This window comes from Verrucosispora sp. WMMD1129 (assembly GCF_029581255.1).
In the GTDB taxonomy this organism is placed as follows: domain Bacteria; phylum Actinomycetota; class Actinomycetes; order Mycobacteriales; family Micromonosporaceae; genus Micromonospora; species Micromonospora sediminimaris.
The window spans coordinates 142,379-162,509 of record NZ_CP120741.1 but is presented as its reverse complement, the minus strand read 5'-3'; the positions used below and the strand labels follow the sequence as shown (position 1 = coordinate 162,509).

General features: G+C 70.8%; 18 protein-coding genes. 13 read left to right on the top strand and 5 right to left on the bottom strand.

Going from position 1 to position 20,131, the window contains the following annotated elements; genetic code table 11:
- Positions 1-174: 174 nt before the first annotated feature.
- Together O7624_RS00770 and O7624_RS00765 are read left to right on the top strand one after the other, a co-directional pair.
- Positions 175-1,629: a polysaccharide pyruvyl transferase family protein gene (locus O7624_RS00770; protein ID WP_093402353.1), complete on the top strand. Its 1,455-nt coding sequence runs from the start codon at positions 175-177 to the stop codon at positions 1,627-1,629.
- Positions 1,630-1,667: 38 nt separating this feature from the next.
- Positions 1,668-3,323: a CDP-glycerol glycerophosphotransferase family protein gene (locus O7624_RS00765; protein ID WP_282238491.1), complete on the top strand. Its 1,656-nt coding sequence runs from the start codon at positions 1,668-1,670 to the stop codon at positions 3,321-3,323.
- 108 nt (positions 3,324-3,431) lie between these two features.
- Here the strand turns inward: O7624_RS00765 and O7624_RS00760 are convergent, their stop codons facing one another.
- Positions 3,432-4,043 (bottom strand): histidine phosphatase family protein, encoded by a 612-nt coding sequence (locus O7624_RS00760; protein ID WP_282238490.1) that lies wholly within the window; start codon positions 4,041-4,043, stop codon positions 3,432-3,434.
- A 306-nt stretch (positions 4,044-4,349) separates the two neighbouring features.
- On the opposite strand from O7624_RS00760, the gene O7624_RS00755 reads away from it, so the two are divergent.
- Complete coding sequence (locus O7624_RS00755; RefSeq protein ID WP_282238489.1) at positions 4,350-4,544, top strand: CsbD family protein; 195 nt, start codon at positions 4,350-4,352, stop codon at positions 4,542-4,544.
- A 103-nt stretch (positions 4,545-4,647) separates the two neighbouring features.
- Here O7624_RS00755 and O7624_RS00750 read toward each other — a convergent pair whose 3' ends face one another.
- Positions 4,648-6,051, bottom strand: coding sequence for a lysine 2,3-aminomutase (locus tag O7624_RS00750; RefSeq protein ID WP_282238488.1), 1,404 nt, complete (start codon positions 6,049-6,051; stop codon positions 4,648-4,650).
- Between the two features lie 141 nt (positions 6,052-6,192).
- On the opposite strand from O7624_RS00750, the gene O7624_RS00745 reads away from it, so the two are divergent.
- Genes O7624_RS00745 through O7624_RS00720 form a run of 6 tightly spaced genes read left to right on the top strand, consistent with a single transcriptional unit; the run spans position 6,193 to position 12,897 of the window.
- On the top strand, positions 6,193-7,254 hold the full coding sequence (locus O7624_RS00745; protein ID WP_282238487.1) for a zinc-binding alcohol dehydrogenase: 1,062 nt from the start codon (positions 6,193-6,195) through the stop codon (positions 7,252-7,254).
- A 4-nt stretch (positions 7,255-7,258) separates the two neighbouring features.
- A complete protein-coding gene (locus O7624_RS00740) occupies positions 7,259-8,827 on the top strand; it encodes an amidohydrolase family protein (RefSeq protein WP_282238486.1) in 1,569 nt (522 codons plus the stop codon).
- The gene (locus O7624_RS00735; RefSeq protein WP_282238485.1) at positions 8,824-10,428 is read left to right on the top strand and encodes a lysine 5,6-aminomutase subunit alpha; all 1,605 of its coding nucleotides are present in this window, start codon (positions 8,824-8,826) and stop codon (positions 10,426-10,428) included. The genes O7624_RS00740 and O7624_RS00735 overlap by 4 nt, the downstream gene beginning before the upstream one ends.
- Complete coding sequence (locus tag O7624_RS00730; RefSeq protein WP_282238484.1) at positions 10,425-11,180, top strand: OAM dimerization domain-containing protein; 756 nt, start codon at positions 10,425-10,427, stop codon at positions 11,178-11,180. Before O7624_RS00735 ends, O7624_RS00730 begins: the two co-directional genes overlap by 4 nt.
- Complete coding sequence (locus O7624_RS00725) at positions 11,177-11,569, top strand: hotdog domain-containing protein (protein ID WP_093402361.1); 393 nt, start codon at positions 11,177-11,179, stop codon at positions 11,567-11,569. The genes O7624_RS00730 and O7624_RS00725 overlap by 4 nt, the downstream gene beginning before the upstream one ends.
- The gene (locus tag O7624_RS00720) at positions 11,566-12,897 is read left to right on the top strand and encodes a glutamate mutase L (RefSeq protein ID WP_282238483.1); all 1,332 of its coding nucleotides are present in this window, start codon (positions 11,566-11,568) and stop codon (positions 12,895-12,897) included. The genes O7624_RS00725 and O7624_RS00720 overlap by 4 nt, the downstream gene beginning before the upstream one ends.
- Positions 12,898-13,352: 455 nt before the next feature.
- Here the strand turns inward: O7624_RS00720 and O7624_RS00715 are convergent, their stop codons facing one another.
- A complete protein-coding gene (locus O7624_RS00715) occupies positions 13,353-13,931 on the bottom strand; it encodes an XRE family transcriptional regulator (protein ID WP_282238482.1) in 579 nt (192 codons plus the stop codon).
- Between the two features lie 71 nt (positions 13,932-14,002).
- Between O7624_RS00715 and O7624_RS00710 the strand changes: the two genes are divergently transcribed.
- The 4 genes from O7624_RS00710 to O7624_RS00695 all read left to right on the top strand — a co-directional run bounded on the left by O7624_RS00710 (position 14,003) and on the right by O7624_RS00695 (position 18,829).
- A complete protein-coding gene (locus tag O7624_RS00710) occupies positions 14,003-15,583 on the top strand; it encodes an FAD-dependent oxidoreductase (protein ID WP_282238481.1) in 1,581 nt (526 codons plus the stop codon).
- A gap of 73 nt (positions 15,584-15,656) precedes the next feature.
- The gene (lnt, locus tag O7624_RS00705) at positions 15,657-17,315 is read left to right on the top strand and encodes an apolipoprotein N-acyltransferase (protein WP_282238480.1); all 1,659 of its coding nucleotides are present in this window, start codon (positions 15,657-15,659) and stop codon (positions 17,313-17,315) included.
- Between the two features lie 41 nt (positions 17,316-17,356).
- Positions 17,357-18,136: a polyprenol monophosphomannose synthase gene (locus O7624_RS00700; RefSeq protein WP_093402490.1), complete on the top strand. Its 780-nt coding sequence runs from the start codon at positions 17,357-17,359 to the stop codon at positions 18,134-18,136.
- A 135-nt stretch (positions 18,137-18,271) separates the two neighbouring features.
- Entirely contained in the window at positions 18,272-18,829 is a 558-nt protein-coding gene (locus O7624_RS00695) for an FxsA family protein (protein WP_282238479.1), read from the top strand.
- A gap of 54 nt (positions 18,830-18,883) precedes the next feature.
- Here the strand turns inward: O7624_RS00695 and O7624_RS00690 are convergent, their stop codons facing one another.
- Both O7624_RS00690 and O7624_RS00685 read right to left on the bottom strand, forming a co-directional pair.
- Complete coding sequence (locus O7624_RS00690; RefSeq protein ID WP_046564157.1) at positions 18,884-19,225, bottom strand: RNA polymerase-binding protein RbpA; 342 nt, start codon at positions 19,223-19,225, stop codon at positions 18,884-18,886.
- Positions 19,226-19,499: 274 nt separating this feature from the next.
- Positions 19,500-20,093, bottom strand: coding sequence for a pyridoxamine 5'-phosphate oxidase family protein (locus tag O7624_RS00685; protein WP_282238478.1), 594 nt, complete (start codon positions 20,091-20,093; stop codon positions 19,500-19,502).
- Between the last annotated feature and the right edge of the window lie 38 nt (positions 20,094-20,131).

Here is a 20,131-nt window from a genome sequence, read left to right as displayed (position 1 = left end):
CGGGGCTAGGATCCATCCCTGGTTCGGCGGAAGGTGAGACCCGGATCATGACCGGGACGCCGGGGCGGTTCGTGCCGCCCGGTGTCCGGGTCGCCTCGCGTGTCTCGAAGGGGAGGATGAGATGTACCGATCGATGCGATCGCGTTCCAGCCAGCCGGCGGCCGGAGTCCGCTCATGACACGCATTCTCATCCGTGCCGGCAAGAGCCCGTTGACCGTGCTGTCCCACGAGCAAAGCCTGTCCACCTCTCGGTTGGGTGTCTTCGGGTCAAACTCTGGGAACATGCTGTTCTACAGCGCGGTGTTCCGGGTGCTGAGCGTGCCCGGTGCCGAGGTGGTCGCCAACTCCTACGTGCATGAGCGTCCGGTGCACCTGGGCACCTACATCAACCGGACAAACGAAGAGTTCGACCGGTTCGTCCTGCCGATGGCGAACTCGTACCGGGACACCTTCCTGCCGCACCTGGAGCGTCTCGCCAAGGTCATCGAGCGGTTGAAGATCCCGGTCACGGTGGTCGGCATCGGCGCGCAGCTGCCGTACGGCACCGAGTTCGACTCGCTCCCCGACAACTACAAGAAGATCGTCACGCGGTTCACCCGGGCCGTTCTCAACCGGTCGGCCTCCATCGGTGTGCGCGGTGAGTACACGGCACGCATGCTGAAGTATCTCGGCTTCGGCGACGAGCACGTGCGGGTGATCGGCTGCCCGTCGATGTTCGGCAACGGGCCGCTGGGACCGTTGGTACGCAAGGTGGACCGGCTGGCCTACGACAGCCCGATCGCCATCTCGTACACGCCGAAGGTCAAGGGTGTCGACCGACTGGTCGAGGCGAACACCGACCGGTACCCCAACAGCGTCATCGTGCCGCAGCAGCATCACCGGTTGGCGCTCATGTTGTGGGGCGAGAATCCGGCCAAGGTCCCCAACAAGCGGATGCCCATCCACACCGAGCATCCGCTGTACGAGAACGACCGGATGCGGTTCTTCGTCGATGCCTCGACCTGGGTCGACTTCATGGCCGAGCAGCACTTCGCCTTCGGCACGCGCATCCACGGCAACGTCGCGGGCGTGCTGGCGGGCACGCCGTCGGTGGTGTTGGCGCACGACTCCCGCACCGTCGAACTCTCCGAGTACCACGGCATCCCGTACCGCCTCTACTCGGAGCTGCCGCCGGACGTCGACGCGCAGCGGCTCTACGAGGAAGCGGACTTCGACGCCTTCGGTCCGCGTCAGGCCGAGACCTTCGAGACCTACGTGCGGTTCCTCGAGCACAACGACCTTGAGCACGTGTTCCAGCCGGGCAAGGCGAACCCGGCCTACGACGAGGCGCTCGCCGCTGCCCCGTTCCCCGGCCCGGTGCACACGCTGATGGCCTCGGACGTGGTCGGGCGGCGTCAGGTGATGTCCCGGCTGCGTTGGCTACGGCAGGGGCACGAGGGCGACCTGGAGCGCCGCGCCTACGAATTCGAACCACCGTTCCGCGAACCGCGCGGACAGAGGACGCTTGAGGAGCGGGTAACCGAGTTGGAGAAGGAACTCAGGGTGCAGCAGGAGTCGCTGGCGAGCTGGCGGGGTCGGATGGGGCGGGTGCTGCGGATCAACCCGTTGTCCACGGGGGGCCGTCGGTGACGACTGCGGCTCCGAACACGTCCCGACTGGGGGCATGGGTGGCGTCGAAGACGGGGGGGCGCATCACCTCCACGGCGATCGACGTGTCGGCGCTCGCCGCGCTGCTGCTGGCGGCGGTGGGCGGTTCCCGGCTCTGGGCGTTGCCGCCGGCCGTGCTGGCAGTCGGTCTGCTGGCCTGGACGTGGCGCGAAGGAGCGGCGTCCACCTCGAAGGCCGCCGTGCCGCGCGTCCTGCTGCTGGCCAGCGCGTACCTGCTCGGCGCGGTGCACGGCGGCGTCGACCTCGCGCTCGCCGTCGGCGTGGCCCTGGCCGGATTGGCGGTGCTCAGCGAGACACCGATGGGGTTCATTTCCCGTGCCGCGTACCCGGTGACGGCCAATCTGCCGGGAATCGGCGCGCGGCCCTATCGGCGTCCGAACACGAGCCGCGCGGTGCTGGTCAACGGTGCCGCGGTGCTGGTGGTGCTCGTCTGCGCCTTCATCGGCAACCTCGGGTTGATCGCCGCGGCGGTGTCGGCGGCCGCGCTCGGCCTGTCGTTGTTCACCTTGTGGCAGGGGCTGGCCCGGGTGCGGGCGCGGCGGACAAGTGAGCGGAACCTCACCAAGGCGCTCACCGCCTACGAACCGGCGTTCGTGGTGCACTGGACCGCACCGGCCGGCACCGCGTACCAGGTCGCGATGTGGCTGCCCTACCTGGAGCGGCTCGGTCGTAAATTCTTCGTGCTGGTGCGCGGTGAGGCCAACTTCAGCGAGGTGGCGGCGCTGACCAAGGCCCCGGTGGTGCTGCGCACCGCCCTGGAGGACATGGACAGTGTGGTCACCCCGTCCATGCGGGCCGCCTTCTACGTGAACACCGCGACGAAGAACAACCACCTCCTGCGGTACACGAACCTGACGCACATCCAGCTCAACCACGGCGACAGCGACAAGGTGCCGAGTCACAACCCGGTCTTCCGGATGTACGACAAGAACTTCGTCGCCGGCCAGGCCGCGATCGACCGCTTCGCGGCCAACGGCGTGAAGATGCCGATCGAGATGTTCAGCGTCGTCGGGCGACCCCAGGTGGAGAACGTGGCGGTGGCGGCCAAGCCGATCGCCTCGATCGCCAACCCCCGGGTGCTCTACGCGCCGACCTGGGCGGGTTTCTACGCCGACTCCAACTACTCGTCACTGCACGTCGGCTACGACATCGTCAAGGCGCTGGTCGAGCGCGGTTGCAGCATCGTCTTCCGGCCACACCCGTACAGCAACCGGAATCCGGCGCTGGGCCGTGAGTGTGAGCGGATCCAGGCGCTGCTGGCCGAGGACCGCAAGGCCAACGGGCGGCCGCACGTCTTCGGCAAGCAGGCCGAGGTGAAGATGTCGGTGATGGACTGCTTCAACGCGTCCGACGCGATGGTGTCGGACGTGTCGAGTGTGGTGGCCGACTACCTGTACTCGGAGAAGCCCTTCGCGATGGTGGCCGTCTCGACGCCGGCGGACACGTTCACCGACGAGTTCCCGCTGGGGCGGGCCAGCTATGTCATCGACGCCCACGGCGGCCGGGTCAAGGGGCTCGATGCGATCCTCGATGACCTCCTCGGCGCCGATCCGCTGGCCTCCACCCGACAGGACATCAAGAAGTACTACCTCGGCGACATTCCGCCGGAGCGCTACGCCCAGCATTTCCTGGACGAGGCGTCCCGCTACCTCTGAGTTCGACAGCGGTTCTCGTACCGGCTCCGGCCCGGCCTCGCGCCGGCCGGAGCCGGTGTTGTTCGGTCATCGAGCCGGCCTGCTGCCGGAGCTTTGCTCTCCGACGGGTCAGTGCCGACCGGCTGACCCGGTGGCCGGCACGGTGGGCTGGGCGACGGGTTGGTTCCAGCGGAGGATCACCCGCCGGCCGTGTTCGTGTCCGAGCAGGCTGAGGGTGGCGGTGTCCAGGCGGAACAGCCCGCCTGCGGACGGCGGCAGGCCGACCCAGCGGGCGCCCAGCACCCGCAGCGCGTGCGCGTGTCCGACCAACGCGACGGGGCCCCGGTCGAGCAGGGGATGCAGCCTGGCGAGCAGCCGATCCAGGCGTTCGCCCACCTCGCCGGGCGACTCGCCGCCCGGGCATCCGTCGGTCCAGACGCTCCACCCGGGACGTTCGTCCTGGATTTCGGCGGTGGTGCGGCCCTCGTAGTCGCCGTAGTGCCATTCGGCGAGGTCGTCGTCGGAACCGGTGACGGCCAGCCCGGCCAGCTGCGCGGTGCGCAGCGCCCGGATGCGTGGGCTGGTCAGCACCGCGACGAACCGCCGTCCGGCGAGGACCGGTCCGAGCGCGCGGGCCTGCCGCTCACCGTCGGGCGTGAGGTTGAGATCGGTGTACGAGGTGTGACGGCGGCTCGCGCTCCACGTGGTCTCGCCGTGCCGGATGAGCAGGATGTCGTTCATGCCGTCGCAGGTCGCTTCCGGGCAAGGCACGACCCCGTCATGCCGATTGTCTGGATTCGTTGGCCCATGCCCTCAGTCAACCAGGACACCGTGCCCGTTGCCGGGCGGCGGCGGGATCGGCCGGGGCGCGTCGCTCGCTGAGCTGCCCGACCGCGTCCGAACGATACCCCTAGTGTCCTAGGATGCCTCAGCGATTGTGCCACCCACCACGGCTGGCGAGACCGTTTCAGGCCACAGCACGGGGGGACACCACAAAGAGCGGAGCGATCCGCTCCGCGAACCGCCGAAATCAGGCAGGGAGGCGACATGAGCTTCACCGACAAGGCGAAGAACAAGGTCGAGGAACTGAGCGGTGCCGCCAGGGAGCGGATCGGCGACATGACCGACAACGAGCGCATGCGGGCCGAGGGCGCCAACCAGCAGAGCGATGCTCGCGCCCGTCAGGTCGGTGAGAACGTCAAGGAGGCCGGGCGCAACGCGAAGGACGCTTTCAACAAGTGATCGCCCGGTACGGAAGTGGGCCGCCGGAATGATCCGGCGGCCCACTTCGCGGTGTGGCGCGGTTTGGCGGAGGAGGCGCCGTCCGGCCGGGCGCTGAGCTGGTTCAGTCGTCGCGGTGGACGCGCCACCACTGCTGACCGGCCTCCGGGAGAGTGTCGATCGGGTCGTAGTAGGCGTAGCGCTTGCTCAGCGCCTCCAGGTCGGCGGACTCGATGGAGGTGCGGTAGTTCTTCGTCCAGTAGGAAATGCCGCGTTCCCGGTCGTACTCGGTGACCATGTGCACCCAGCGTTTTCCGACGAAGGGCACGTCGCAGACGATCCGTGGGGTGGCGTACCCGGGCAGGTAGCCCATGATGTCGTGCTGGAGCTGCTGGGCGTGCCAGACCGGCACCCGCCAGTGCTCGGCGTTGGGGATCATGTCGCACATGTAGAAGTAGTAGGGCAGGATGCCCGCCTCGCCCTGTAGTGCGAAGCAGAGGTCGAGCAGGTCGGTGCTTGTCGCGTTGACTCCGCGCATCAGCACGCCCTGGTTGCGTACGTCGCGGACGCCGATGTCGAGGGCGGTCTGGGCGGCCCGGGCGACCAGCGGGGTCAGCGACTGGGCGTGGTTGACGTGGGTGTGGATGGCGAGGTTGACGCCGCGGCGGGCGGCGGTGCGGGCGACCCGTTCCAGGCCCTCGACGACGTCGGGTTGCAGCCAGTGTTGGGGCAGGCCCATGAGGGCCTTGGTGGCGAGCCGGATGTCGCGGATGGTTTCGATCTCCAGTAGGCGCATCAGGTACGACTCAAGGTTGCGCCAGGGCACGTTGGCCACGTCGCCGCCGGAGACCACGACGTCACGTACGCCGGGGTGGGCTCGGAGGTAGCCGATGTGGGCGTCGTAGCGGTCCACGGGTTTCAGGCTGAGCTTGAGCTTGTCCACCGTGGGGGTGGAGTTGCCGACCAGGTCCATGCGGGTGCAGTGCCCGCAGTACTGCGGGCAGGTGGAGAGCAGTTCGGCGAGGACCTTTGTGGGGTAGCGGTGGGTGAGGCCCTCGGCGACCCACATGTCGTGTTCGTGCAGGGAGTCGCGGGTGGCGTAGGGGTGGGACGGCCAGTCGGTGCGTCGGTCGGAGGCGACGGGGATCATGTAGCGCCGGATGGGGTCGGCGAGCAGCGCGTCGGTGGTGGGTGGGCCGTACGGTGCCATGGTGTTGATCATTTGTGGGGTCACCAGCATGGACATGGTGGCCAGGGCGCGCTGGTCGGCTTCGAGGTCGGCGTAGAAGGTGTCGTCGACGGTGTGGCCGAGCACGGTGCGCAGCTGCTTGATGTTCTTGACGCAGTTGACGCGTTGCCACTGGGCGCTTTCCCACTGGTCGCGGGTTACGTCGCGCCAGCCGGGGAAGCGGGTCCAGTCGGGTTCGACGAGTGGGCTGCGGCGGTATTCGTAGGGCTGGCCGGTGAGGGTGGTGGGGGCCGGCGGGGGTGCCGGGATGGTCTGCACCGGCGGTCGGGTCTGGGTCACGGCCCCTCCTCTGGTCTGCCTGGGTGATCGGCGAACCGAAGGCTACTGGAAAAATTTCGGTTGAGAAATTATTCTGCCGTAAGTTTTCCCGCCATGCGAGTCCAAGGCGAAGTTTCAGGCGGTCAGACAGGGGAGGTTGGCGTGACGTCACCAGTGGGTCTGCATCGCGTCCTGGAGCCCGGGGGCGTGTTGCCTCAGGCGGCCTGGCGGCTCGACACGCGTCAGGAGATCGCGCCGAACGAGGTGCGGATCCGGGTGGAGCGGCTGAATCTGGACGCGGCGAGTTTCCGGCAGTTGTCCGTCAAGCACGGCGGGGACGGCGACGCGATCCGGGCCGAGGTGCTCGACATCATCGCGACCCGGGGAAAGATGCAGAACCCGGTGACGGGGTCGGGCGGCATGCTGATCGGCACGGTCGAGGAGGCGGGGCGACGTTCGCCGTTGGGGCTCAAGGCGGGCGAGCGGGTGGCCACGCTGGTGTCGCTGACGTTGACTCCGCTGGTGGTGACCGACGGGTTGGCCGGCTGGGATGGCCGGAGCGAGCAGGTGCCGTGTGCGGGGTGGGCGATTCTGTTCGCCCGGTCGGTCGCGGCGGTGCTGCCGGGGGATCTGGATCCGCAGCTGTCTCTGGCGGTGTTGGACGTGTGTGGTGCGCCGGCGTTGACGTCGCGGGTGGTGTCCCGGTACGTGGCCGAGCGGGCGGTCGAGGGGGAGGCCCGACCGGTGACGGTGGCGGTGGTCGGCGGCGCGGGCAAGAGCGGTTCGTTGGCGCTGGCGGCGGCGCGGCGGGCGGGCGCGGGCCGTACGGTCGGGGTGGTGCCGGTGGTCGCGGAGCGCGAGGCGCTGGTGGCGGCGGGTCTGGCCGATGCGGTGGTGTTGGCCGACGCCCGTGATCCGGTGGCGTTGTCGACGGCGGTGACGTCGGCGTTCGGGGTGCCGGCGGACGTGACGGTGGTGTGCGTGGATGTGCCGGGTTGTGAGCACGGGGCGGTGTTGGCGACTGCGGACGGCGGCACGGTGATCTTTTTCTCGATGGCGACGAGCTTCGCGGCGGCGGCGTTGGGTGCGGAGGGTCTGGCGGCGGACGTGACGATGCTTGTCGGCAACGGGTACGTGCCGGGGCACGCGGAGTTGGCGTTGGGTCTGCTGCGGGGTGAGCCGGGGGTGCGTGGGCTGTTCGAGGCTCGGCTGGCGGCAGACTGAGCTCATGACGAACAACCCCTCGACGTTGTACCGCGCTGGTGTGTTGCACTGTCCGGCGGATCCGTCCGCGACGGCGTTGCTGGTCCGTGACGGGCGGATCGTGTGGCTGGGTTTGGATGCCGACGCTCCGTCGGCGGACCGGGTGGTGGAGCTGGACGGTGCGTTGGTGACGCCGGCTTTCGTGGATGCGCACGTGCATGTCAGCGACACGGGTCTGGTGTTGTCCGGGCTGGATCTGTCCGGGGCGCGGTCGGCCGGTGAGTTGTTGGACGCGGTGTCGGCGTACGCGGCGGGGCTGCCGGCGGACGCGGTGGTGCTGGGTCACGGGTGGGACGAGTCGACGTGGGCGGTGGCGCAGCCGCCGTCGGCGGCGCAGTTGGGGCGGGCGGCCGGTGGTCGGCGGGTGTACCTGTCGCAGGCGTCGATTCATTCGGCGTTGGTGTCGGAGGCGTTGTTGGCGGCGTGTCCGGAGGCGGTTGCCGCGCCTGGGTACGACGAGTCGGGTTGGCTGCGTCGGGACGCGCATCATGTGGTGCGGGCGGTGGCGCGGGCGTCGGTGACGCGGGCGCAGCGGGTGGCGGCGCAGCGGGTGGCGTTGGGGCATGCGGCGTCGGTGGGGATCGCGGCGGTGCACGAGTGTGGTGGGCCGGAGATTTCCGACGAGGAGGATTTCACTGGCCTGTTGGGGATTTCCGGTGCGGGGGTGCCGGAGGTGTACGGGTACTGGGGTGAGTTGGGTGGTGCGGCGCGGGCGCGGGAGTTGGGTGCGGTCGGTGCCGGTGGTGATCTGTTCGCCGATGGTGCGTTGGGTTCGCGGACGGCGCATCTGTCGGAGCCGTATGTCGATGGTGACGGGTGTGGTCACGGTTATCTGAGCGCGGACCAGGTTCGTGATCATTTGTTGGATTGTTCGGCGCACGGGATGCAGGGCGGGTTCCATGCGATCGGTGACGCGGCGGTGTCGACGGTGCTGGAGGGTTTCGCGGGGGCGGCGCGGCGGTTGGGTACGGATCGGTTGCGGGCGGCGCGGCATCGGGTGGAGCACGCGGAGATCGTGGATCGGCGGTTGATCGCCGGGTTCGTGGAGTTCGGGGTGGTGGCGTCGATGCAGCCGGCGTTCGACCGGTTGTGGGGTGGCGCGGGCCGGATGTACGAGTCGCGGTTGGGGTTGGCGCGGTCGTTGGCTTCGAATCCGATGGGTGCGATGCACGGGGTCGGGGTGGCGTTGGCGTTCGGGTCGGATTCGCCGGTGACGCCGTTGGATCCGTGGGGTTCGGTGCGGGCGGCGGTGGCGCATCACAATCCGGTGCAGCGGATGAGTGTGCGGGCGGCGTTCGCGGCGCATACGCGGGGTGGTTGGCGGGCGGTGCATCTGGACAACGAGGGGGTTCTGGCGTTGGGTGCGCCGGCGACGTTCGCGGTGTGGTCCACGCCGGGTGGGGTGGAGCGGGGGTTGCCGGTGTTGCAGGCCGCGGATCTGGAGGCGCGTGGCGCGGATGATCCGACGCCGTTGCCGGTGTGCCGGCGCACGGTGCTGCGCGGTGAGGTGATCTATGAGGAAGGGTCCGCGTGACGGGGAAGCTTGATCTGGATCCGGTGCTGGTGGCGCGGGCGCGGGAGTTGGCGCGGCGGGCCGGGCGGCCGGTGGTGGAGTTGGCGCGTAGCCACACGACGGTGTCGGTGGAGCGGGCGGTGTTGCGGCTGGCCGGGGTGGTCGGCGCGGATCCGGACGGTATTCCGTGGGTGAACCGGCTGGTGGATGCGGTGGTGGCGGATGTCGGGTTGGGTCACGGGGTGGCGTTGCCGGTGTTCGACGCGCTGGTGCGGGAGCAGACCACGGATGTGACGTTGCTGGCGCAGAAGGCGGCGGCGGGGTCGGTGCGGTTCCAGGTGCCGTCGGGTCGGGCGGCGACGGCGGCGCGGCGGGCCGCCCGTAGGGCGGTGGCGGCGGGGATCCGGCGGATCGATCGGCGGCGGGCCGAGCGGGACCGGTTGGTGAGGCGGTACGGGGATCCGAGGCAGCGGCCGTGGATCTATCTGATCGTGGCGACGGGGGACATCTACGAGGACATTCCGCAGGCGCAGGCGGCGGCGCGGGCCGGGGCGGATGTGATCGCGGTGATCCGGTCGACGGGGCAGTCGTTGCTGGACTACGTGCCGGAGGGGGCGACCCGGGAGGGGTTCGCGGGCACGTATGCGACGCAGGAGAACTTCCGGTTGATGCGGGCGGCGTTGGACGAGTCGTCGAAGGAGTTGGGTCGGTATGTGCGGCTGACGAATTACGCGTCGGGGTTGTGCATGCCGGAGATGGCGACGCTCGCGGGTCTGGAGCGGTTGGACATGATGCTCAACGATTCGATGTACGGGATTCTGTTCCGGGACATCAATCCGGTGCGGACGTTCGTGGATCAGCGGTTTTCGCGGCAGGTGCACGCGCGGGCGGGGATCGTTATCAACACCGGTGAGGACAACTACCTGACCACTGCGGATGCGGTGGACGAGGCGCACACGGTGACGGTGTCGCAGTTGCTGAACGAGTATTTCGCGCATGAGGCGGGGTTGGCGGACTGGCAGTTGGGGTTGGGGCACGCTTTTGAGATCAACCCGGATGTGCCGGAGTCGTTTCGCCTGGAGTTGGCGCACGCGTTGCTGGCGCGGGAGTTGTTTCCGGATGCGCCGTTGAAGTGGATGCCGCCGACGAAGCACATGACCGGGGATGTGTTCCGGGGGAATCTGCTGGACGGGTTCTTCAATCTGGTGGGCACCATGACGGGGCAGGGCATCCTGCTGGTGGGGATGATGACGGAGGCGGTGGTGACGCCGTGGTTGTCGGACCGGGACATCGCCTTGCAGAACGTGCGGTACGTGCTCGGTGCGGCGGGTGGGTTGCACGAGGATTTCGTGCCGGCGCCGGGTGGGTTCATCCAGCAGCGCGCCCATCGGGTGCTGGCCGAGGCGGTGGGGTTGTTGGAGCGGATCGGTGCGCAGTCGTTGTTGACGGCGATCGCCGAGGGCACGTTCGGGATCATGAAGCGGCCGGCGGATCGGGGTAAGGGTCTGGACGGGGTGGCGCGGCATGAGGCGGGTTACTACAACCCGGCCACGGAGGTCCTGGAGCAGCCGGGTGCGGGCGGGCGGGTGCCGGGGTCGCGGTCCGAGGAGGTCCGGCCGTGAGCGGTCAGAAGATCGTCCGGCCGTACGGGGACACCACCGGTGACGGCATGGTGCAGGTGTCGTTCACGTTGCCGGTGCCGCATGACAAGCGGGCCGAGGGTGCGGCGGTGCAGTTGGCGAACAAGATGGGTGTGGACCCGGCGTTGCTGGTGCACGCGAAGCCGATCGGTGACGGGTTCACGTTTTTTGTGGTGTACGGGCGGGTGAACCATCTGGTGGACCTGTCGGCGGTGCGGGTGGTGGAGCGGGACTTCCCGTTGCTCAGCGCCAAGGAGGTCAATGCGGTCGTCAAGCGGCGGTTGCGGCGGAAGTTGTCGGTGGTGGGGGCGTGTATCGGCACGGACGCGCACACGGTGGGTATCGACGCGATTCTCAATGTGAAGGGGATCGCGGGGGAGAAGGGTCTGGAGTACTACCGGGAGTTGTCGGTGACGAACCTGGGTGCGCAGGTGAGTGTGCCGGAGTTGGTGGAGGCGGCGCGGGTGGCGCGGGCCGATGCGGTGCTGGTGTCGCAGGTGGTGACGCAGCGGGATGCGCATCTGCACAACACGCGGGAGATGTCGGCGGCGTTCCGGGAGGCGATGCCGGCGGGGCGGCGGCCGTTGTTGATTGTGGGTGGGCCGCGGTTCGACGAGTCTCAGGCCGCTGAGCTGGGGGTGGATCGGATCTTCGGTCGGGGGACGACTCCGGGTGAGGTGGCGTCCTATCTGGTCCACGCGTTGATCACGGGTAGGAAGGCGACGGTGGCATGACTGACCGGCGGTTGGGTGTGACGGTGACTCATCGGCGGTATGTGCCGTACGCGCACGCGCACTACGCGGGTGATCTCGTCGATGGGGCGTACGCGTTGGGTTTGTTCGGGGATGTGGCCACCGAGGTGTGTATCCGTACCGACGGGGACGAGGGGTTGTTCGCGTCGTATTCGGATGTGCAGTTCAAGGCGCCGATGCGGGCTGGTGACGTGCTGGAGGTGGTGGCCACGGTGACCCGGGTGGGTACCCGGAGCCGCACCATCGACTTCGAGGCCCGGGTGGTGTGTCGGGGGCGGCCGGATCGGGGTTCGTCGGCGGCGGAGGTGTTGGCCGAGCCGTTGGTGGCGGTGACGGCGACCGGCACGGTGGTCGTGCCTGCTGCGGTGTGAACGTCGCGGTCTGCGCCGACGTGGGTTCGACGTACACGAAGGTGGCGGTGGTCGACCTGGCCGGTGGTGGGTTGGTGTCGGCGGCGGCGGTGCCCACCACTGTGGCGTCGGATGTGCTGCATGGGCTGGACGCGGCGGTGGGTGCGGCGGGTGTGGGGCTCGGCTCGGGTGAGGTGCCGTGGTTTGTGTGTTCGTCGGCCGGTGGCGGGTTGCGGCTGGCGGTGATCGGCTACGAGCCGTTGGTGACCGCGCAGGCGGGTCGGCGGGTCGGCCTGTCGGCGGGGGCGGACGTGGTGCATGTGGCGGCCGGGCGGCTGGGTCGGGCGGAGTTGACGGCGTTGCGGGCGGCCCGCCCGGACGTGGTGCTGCTGGTGGGTGGCACGGACGGCGGGGACGCGGAGACGCTCACGCACAATGCGACGCGGTTGGCGCGGGCCCGGTGGCGGGTGCCGGTGGTGTTGGCGGGCAACGTCGATGTCCGTGCCGACCTGCACGGGTTGTTGGCCGGGGCGGGGGTGCCGGTGACGGTGGCCGACAATGTGCTGCCCCGCATCGGGGTGTTGGCGCCGTTGTCGGCGCGGTCGGCGATCCGGCAGGTGTTCCTGCGGCATGTGATCGGCGGTAAGGGGTTGTCGCGGGGTGGCCGGTTTGCCCGGCTGGTGCGGGCGGCGACGCCGGACGCGGTGCTGTCGGGGGTGGAGGTGCTGGCCGACGTGGCCGGCGGTGACCTGGTGGTGGTCGACGTGGGTGGCGCGACGACGGACGTGTATTCGGTGCTCACGCCGGATGAGCGGGCCAGTGGGCCGGGCCGGGAGGTGGCCGGTGAGCTGTGGCGGGCTCGGACGGTCGAGGGGGATCTGGGGGTGCGGTGGAGCGCCCCGGGGGTGGTGCGGGCGGCCGTGGAGGAACGTCTGCTCGCGGCGGGGGCGGTCGACGGGTTGGCGGCTGAGGCCGCGGTGCGTGCCGCCGATCCCGGTTTCCTGCCGGGCGACGCCGCGGGGCGGGCGGTCGATGCCCGGATCGCGGCGTTGGCGGCGACGGTGGCGTTGCGTCGGCATGCCCGTGGGGTGGGCACCGGTGAGCGGGCCGGCCGGGATCTGCGGGATGTGCGACTGCTGGTCGGTTCCGGTGGGGTGCTGCGGCACGCTCCGGCCAACGACGCGGCCGGGGTGTTGGACGCGGTGTTGACCGACCATGCCGGTGGGTGGGCGTTGCCGCGGGCGGCGCGGCCGGTGGTGGACACCGACTATGTGCTGGCCGCCGCCGGGTTGCTCGCCGACGGGCATCCGGTGGCGGCTCGGGGGTTGTTGCGGTCGTTGCTCGTTTGACCAGGGTGGACGGCGGCGGTCGCGGGCAGGTCGGCGGGTGGTTGTTGGGGTTGCCGCCGCGGTGGCGCCGCCGCGACACGCCGGGGTGGTGCGGCGACTCGTCGGGGGTGGGTTGACAAGGCCGGGGGTGGGCCACGTACCGTCTTTGAGTCCTACCACGGGAAGCGGCTGTTGTTCGCTTCGTCCCTTCGTCCGCTGGCCGAGCGACACGGTGCATGTTCAGTCGCGGCGGCCAGGTCCAGCGGGCGGGGGTCGGCGGGGCGGCGCGAACCGGCCGCGGTTACCGGTGTACGGGCAGGATGGGGTGCACGGCCAGTAGACAACGGTCAGGCGGGGACAGCCAGTCATCGTCGGGTCGGTCCGAAGGCCGGCGTGCCACATTCCGCCGCACCGGCCGGGAGGGGCCTGGGAGCATCGGGGCGCGGCGTATGCCGCGCCCCGACTTCGTATCTGGTTCAGGTGGCGGGGCGGGCGCGTACGTGCAGGCGTTCGCCCTGCGGGCCGAACAGGTTGAGCACTTCGGTGGTTTCGGGCCCGGGGTTGGTGACGCAGTGCGGTATCCGGGTGTCGAACTCGGCGACTTCGCCGGGGGCGAGCAGCAGGTCGTGCTCGCCGAGGCGTAGTCGTAGCTGGCCGGAGAGCACGTACAGCCACTCGTAGCCCTCGTGGGTCTGTGGCTGTGGCTCGGCGGGGGTGTGTGGGGGCAGGATCTGTTTGAACGCCTGCAGGCCGCCGGGGCGGCGGGTCAGCGGCAGGAAGGTGATGCCGTGGCGGACGATGGGGCGGGGGCGTACCCGGGGGTCGCCGACGGCGGGTGCGCCGACCAGCTCGTCCAGGGGCACCTGGTGGGCGCGGGCCAGCGGCAGCAGCAGTTCCAGGGTGGGGCGGCGCTGCCCGGATTCGAGCCGGGACAGGGTGCTCACCGAGATGCCGGTGGCGTCGGAGAGTTCGTTCAGGGTGGTGCCGCGTTGTTTTCGCAGGGCGCGTAGTCGGGGTCCGACCGCTGCCAGCACCGCCGCCTCCTCGTTTGCCATAACAGCAACATTACTTGTCGATCGGCGGGGTTGGTTGCAGGGTGTGAGGCATCACCGACGAGGGGGCGGCAATGGACGACAGGTATGACGTGGTGGTGGTCGGCGGCGGGGCGGCTGGGTTGGCCGGGGCGCTGACGCTGGCCCGGGCCCGGCGCAGGGTGCTGGTGGTGGACGCGGGGGAGCCGCGTAACGCACCGGCCGCCGGGGTGCACAACTATCTCGGGCGGGAGGGCACACCGCCGGGGGAGTTGGTGGCCGTGGGCCGTGCGGAGGTCACCGCGTACGGCGGGCAGATCGTGGCCGGGCGGGTCGACGCGGTCGTCCGTGACGACAGCGGCTTCGTGGTCACCGTCGACGGGGGGCGTACGGTGCGAGCCCGGCGGCTGCTGGTCACCACCGGGCTGGTTGACGAGTTGCCCGAGGTGCCCGGGTTGACGCAGCGGTGGGGGCGGGACGTGCTGCACTGCCCGTACTGTCACGGCTGGGAGGTCCGGGACCGGCGGATCGGGGTGCTGGCCACCGGGCCGCTGGCCGTGCACGGGGCGAAGCTGTGGCGGCAATGGAGCCCGCATGTGCGGTTGCTGCTGCACGACGGCCCGGCGCCCGGCCCGCAGGAGGCCGAACAGTTGGCGGCCCTGGGTGTCCCCGTGGTGCCCGGGCGGGTGGTGGCCGTGGAGACCGCCGAGGACCGGCTGACCGGGGTGCGGTTGGCTTCCGGCGAGCTGGTGGAGCTCGACGCGGTGGTGGTCGCCGCACGGATGACGGCCCGCTCGGCGTTGCTGGAGTCGCTCGGGTTGGTCCCGGTGGACGTGGAGCATTCCGGTCACGTCATCGGTCGGCAGATTCCGGCCGATGCCACCGGCGCGACCTCCGTACCGGGGGTGTGGGTGGCCGGCAACGTGGCCGATCTGTCCGCCCAGGTGATTCGTGCCGCGGCATCCGGTACGACCGCCGGCGGGATGATCAACATGGATCTGGTGGAGGAGGACACCCGCGAGGCGGTGGCCGAGCACCGGCGGCAGCGGGAGACCATGTTCACCGAGGCGGCGTGGGAGGAGCGTTACCGGTCCAAGCCGGCGGTGTGGAGCGGCCGACCGAACCCGCAGCTGGTCACCGAGGTCAGCGAGTTGACACCCGGTCGGGCGCTGGACGTGGGCAGCGGTGAGGGCGCTGACGCGGTGTGGCTGGCCGAGCGGGGCTGGCAGGTCCACGCGGTGGACATCTCCACCGTCGCGTTGGCCCGGGCCGCCGGTCACGCCCAGGCCGCCGGCGCGGAGGTGGCCGCCCGGATCGAGTGGACCCACGCCGACCTGTTCGAGTGGTCACCGCCGTCCGGCGCGTACGACCTGGTGTCGGCGCAGTTCATGCAGCTGCCGCCGCCGCAGCGGCGGGAGGTCTTCGCTCGGCTGGCCGACGCGGTCGCGCCCGGTGGGCGGCTGCTGATCGTCGGGCACCACCCGGCGGACCTGCCCAACTCCGGGCATCGCCTGCACTATCCGGAGATGATGTACACCGCCGAGGAGGCCGCCGCGGAGCTGGACCCGGACCAGTTCGAGGTGCTCACGGTGCAGGCCCGGCCCCGTACCGTGACGGATCCGGACGGGCGTGAGGTGGTCCATCACGACGCGGTGCTGCTGGCCCGCCGCCGCTGACGGTCACCCCACCAACGGGACGGGGGGTCGGGTCGTCGGCGGACGATCATGGCGGGCGGGTAGCCTTCGGCGCGTGATCGCGCCCGACCCGCCCGTGACGACCGTGGACCGTGCCGCCGGATCCGACCCACCGCCACCTGCCCCGGCGGCGGCCGGCCCGGTGCGCCTGCCGGTGGCCGTCGCCATGGCGGTGGCCGCGGGCCTGGCGTTGCTGCTGGCCTTCCCCCCGTACGGGTGGTGGCCGCTGGCGCCGGTCGGGGTGGCCCTGTTGGCGGCCGCGACCCACCGGCGGCGGCTGCGGGCCGGCGCCGGTCTGGGCTTCCTGACCGGTCTGGCCCTGTTCGCGCCGTTGCTGGCCTGGACGAACCTGCACACCGGCTACCTGCCGTGGGTGTTGCTGTCGTTGTTGCAGGCCGGCTACCTGGCGGTGCTCGGGATGGCCACGGCGTGGGTGTCGCCGCTGGCCGACCGGTTCCCGGCGGCGTGGCCGGCGCTGACCGGCGCGCTGTGGGTGGGGCAGGAGGCGCTGCGCGACCGGACGCCGTTCGGCGGGTTCCCGTGGGGTCGGCTGGCGTTCGGCCAGGACGAGTCGCCGCTGCTGCGGCTGGCCGCGCTCGGTGGTGCGCCGCTTGTGACGTTCGCGGTGGCGCTGGCCGGTGGGCTGCTGGTCGCCGGGGCGTGGTGGACGGCACGGGCCCGCCGCGGCACCGGTGGCCCCCGCTGGTGGGCACCCGCGGCCGGCTGTGCCGCGGCGGTGCTGCTGCTGTTCGCCGGTGGGCTGGCGGTGCCGGTGGCCACCACCCGGGACACGGCGAGTGTGACGGTGGCGATCGTGCAGGGCAACGTGCCGCGGCTCGGGTTGGATTTCAACGCGCAACGGCAGGCCGTGCTCGACAACCACGTCGACGCCACCATCGCCCTGGCCGGCGAGGTCACCGCGGGCACCCGACCTCGACCGGATCTGGTGGTGTGGCCGGAGAACTCCAGCGACATCGACCCGCTGCGCAACGCGTCGGCCGGGGCGCGGATCTCCGCCGCCGCGGACGCCGTCGGGGTGCCGATCCTGGTCGGCGCCGTGCTGTTCGGGCCGGAACGGGGGCAGGTGCGCAACGCGGGACTGCTGTGGCGTCCGGGCAGCGGACCCGACCTGGAGCAGCTGTACGTCAAACGGCATCCGGTGCCGTTCGCCGAGTATGTGCCGCTGCGCCGGATCGCCCGGATGGTCAGCGACCAGGTCGACCGGGTACGGGCCGATTTCGTGGCCGGCACCGAGGCTGGGGTGGTCGACAGCGGGCCGGTGGTGCTCGGTGACGTGATCTGCTTCGAGGTCGCCTACGACGGGCTGGTCCGCGACACCGTCGTCGGTGGGGCGCAGCTGCTGGTGGTGCAGACCAACAACGCCACGTTCGACGAGGCCGAGGCGCGTCAGCAGTTGGCGATGGTGCGGCTGCGGGCCGTCGAGCACGGGCGTGCGGCGTTGATGGCGTCCACGGTCGGGGTGTCCGGGTTCGTCACCCCGGACGGGCGGGTAAGCGACGCCACCGGGTTCAACACCCGTGCGGTCGTGGTGCGGCAGCTGCGGCTGACCGAGGGGCGCACGCTGGCCACCCGGGTCGGGGTGCTGCCGGAGGTGGTGCTGGCCGGGCTGGCGGTGGCTGCGCTGGCCGGCGCGGCGGTGCTGCGGCGTCGGCGGGACGGCCGACCGGTGCCGGGGGCCGCCCACCCGGGGTGAAGGGGGCAGCGGTGGTACGCGGAACCGACATCCGTCCGGTGATGACCGGGGTGCCCGGCGTGGGTCGGGTGCTGGTGGTCATTCCCACCTACAACGAGGCCGACAACGTGACCGCGATCGTGCGGCGGGTCCGCGTGGCCGCGCCGCAGGTGGAGATTCTGGTCGCCGACGACAACAGTCCGGACGGCACGGGCGGCATCGCCGAGGGCATCGCCCGCGCCGACCGGCGGGTACACGTGCTGCACCGGGAGGGGAAGCAGGGACTCGGCGCGGCGTACCTGGCGGGGTTCGCGTGGGCGCGGCGGCGTGGTTTCGACGCGGTGGTGGAGATGGACGCCGACGGTTCCCACGCCCCGGAGGACCTGCCGGCGTTGCTGGCCGCTGCCCGCGACGCCGACGTGGTGATCGGATCGCGGTGGACCCGGGGCGCCCGGGTGGTGAACTGGCCGTTGCGGCGGCTGTTGCTGTCGCGGTGCGGCAACCTGTACGCGCGGCTGGCGTTGGGTATGCCGGTCGCCGACGCCACCGGTGGCTACCGGGTCTACCGGGCCGGGGTGCTGGACGCCCTGGATCTGGATTCGGTGTGTTCGCAGGGGTATTCGTTCCAGGTGGAGTTGTCCCGGCTGGCGCACCGTGCGGGTGCGCGGATCGTGGAGGTGCCGATAACGTTCGCCGAGCGGGAACGCGGGGCCAGCAAGATGAGCCCGTTGATCGTCGTGGAGGCGCTGTGGCGGATCACCGGCTGGGCGGTGCGTGACCGGCGTACGGCGGTGCGGCGTGGGCTGCGCGCGGCCACGGCTGGACAGGCGCGGTGGCCCTGAGCGCGGCTCGGTTCGCCACGGGCGAGCCTCCTCGAACCCGCGCTGAGCGGTCGCGTGTCATGCTTGACGAACGGGACGGCTGCGCCGCCGGGGCGGGGCCGCCACGATGAGGCGCCGTGAGGCGGTTGGGGTGAAATGCGCCGAACACTGAGGTTCGTACCGTTGGCTCTACTGGTGTCCGTGGCCGTGGAGATCGCCGTGTTCGTGGTGGTGGGTCGGACGCTCGGGTTCGGTGCGGCGACGCTGCTGGTGTTCGCGGCCTCGCTGCTGGGTCTGGTGTTGCTGCGCCGGGAGGGCGTGCGGGCGTGGCGGGGTTTCCGGGAGGCGGCGCAGTCGGGTCGGCCGCCCGGTCGGCAGGTGACCGACGGGCTGGTGGGGCTGCTCGGTGCGTTGCTTTTGGCGACCCCGGGGCTGGTCAGTGGCCTGGTGGGGTTGCTGTTGCTGGTGCCGCCGGTGCGCCGGTTGACCCGGGGTGGGGTGCAGCGGGCCGCTGAGCGTCGGGTGTCGTCGATGACCGCCGGTGACCTGTTCGGTCCCCGTCGGGTGCGGGTGTACCGGGGTGGGCCGCAGCAGCCGGGGCAGGCTCCGCCGCCGCAGGGCCCGGCGACGACACCGCCGCAGACCTCCGCTGCCGGGACGCGTCCGGCGGTGGAGGGCGAGGCCATCGAGGGTGAGATCGTGGAACCGCGCTGACGTACGCGAAACGGCGCCCCCGGGACTTCCGGGGGCGCCGTTGACGTGAACGGGTCAGGCGCGGCCGCGACGGGTGCGAACCTCTTGCAGCCGTTCGGCCAGGATGTCCTCAAGCTCGGCGATCGAACGTCGCTCCAGCAGCATGTCCCAGTGGGTGCGCGGCGGCTTGGCCTTCTTCTGCTCGGGCTCGCTGCCGTCGACCAGCCGGGCCACGCTGCCGTCGAACTTGCATTCCCAGGTGGTCGGCACCTCGGCGTCGACGGCGAACGGCACCTCGAACTGGTGACCCTTGGCGCACAGGTACTCGCGGGTCTGCCGCGGCGCGAGCTCCGTGTTGCGGTCGGATTCGTAGCTGACCGCGCCCAGCCGGCTTCCGCGCAGCATACGCTCGCCCATGATCGACTTCCCCTCTTCGGTGGTGCAGGTCCTATCGGTGTAACGGTCCGTCTCCGCCGGGCCATTCCCGCTCCCCGCGCCTCGACGACCCCGTACACCCGGGTGCGCAGTCCAGGGTAGCCGGCCATGACGTACGCCCGGCGAGGGTCGTCCCGGCCGGGTCGTCTCGGCGGACCGTCACCGCCAGCGGGAATGGTAACCGGCCGAGGTCGTCGCCCGGCGACGCAGTGGCTTGACGCGCCGGGCGGGCACCCGTTGGTGTGCGACGGCCCGGTCAGCCGGTCCGCGGTGTCGGTGGCAGCGGCAACGGCAGCCCCGGCAGACCGTCGATGCTGGTGGCGACGTTGTCCTTGCCGGCGAAGTAGGCGTCCAGCGACGTGTCGTCCTCCCGGGCGAAACGGCGGGCGTGCAGGTCCCGGTCGGTGTCGTAGATCATCAGTGGCACCGCGTAGCCGCAGGTGTCGCGGATCAGCCGGGCGTGCACCACGATGACCGCTCGCAGGCCGTGCTGGGTGGCGTCGATGTCGGGGAAGTGTGCCAGCAGGTCGGGGAAGCGGGGGTCGTCACGGAACACCGGCTCGCCCCGGCCGTGTACCCGCACGATGTTGGGCGGGCCGGTGAAGGCGCACCACATCAGCGTGATCCGGCCGTTCTCCCGCAGGTGGGCGATGGTCTCGGCGTTGCTGCCGGCGAAGTCCAGATAGGCCAGCGTCTGCTCGTCGAGCACCGCGAGGCAGCCCCGCAGGCCCTTCGGGGACAGGTTGACGGTGCCGTCGCCGGCCAGCGGGGCGGTGGCGGTGAAGAACATCGGCTGTACCTCGATGAACTCCCGCAACCGCCCCTCGATGCGCTCATGCGTCTTACCCATACCGCCATCCTCCCCCACCCCCACCCGCCGCCCGTTGC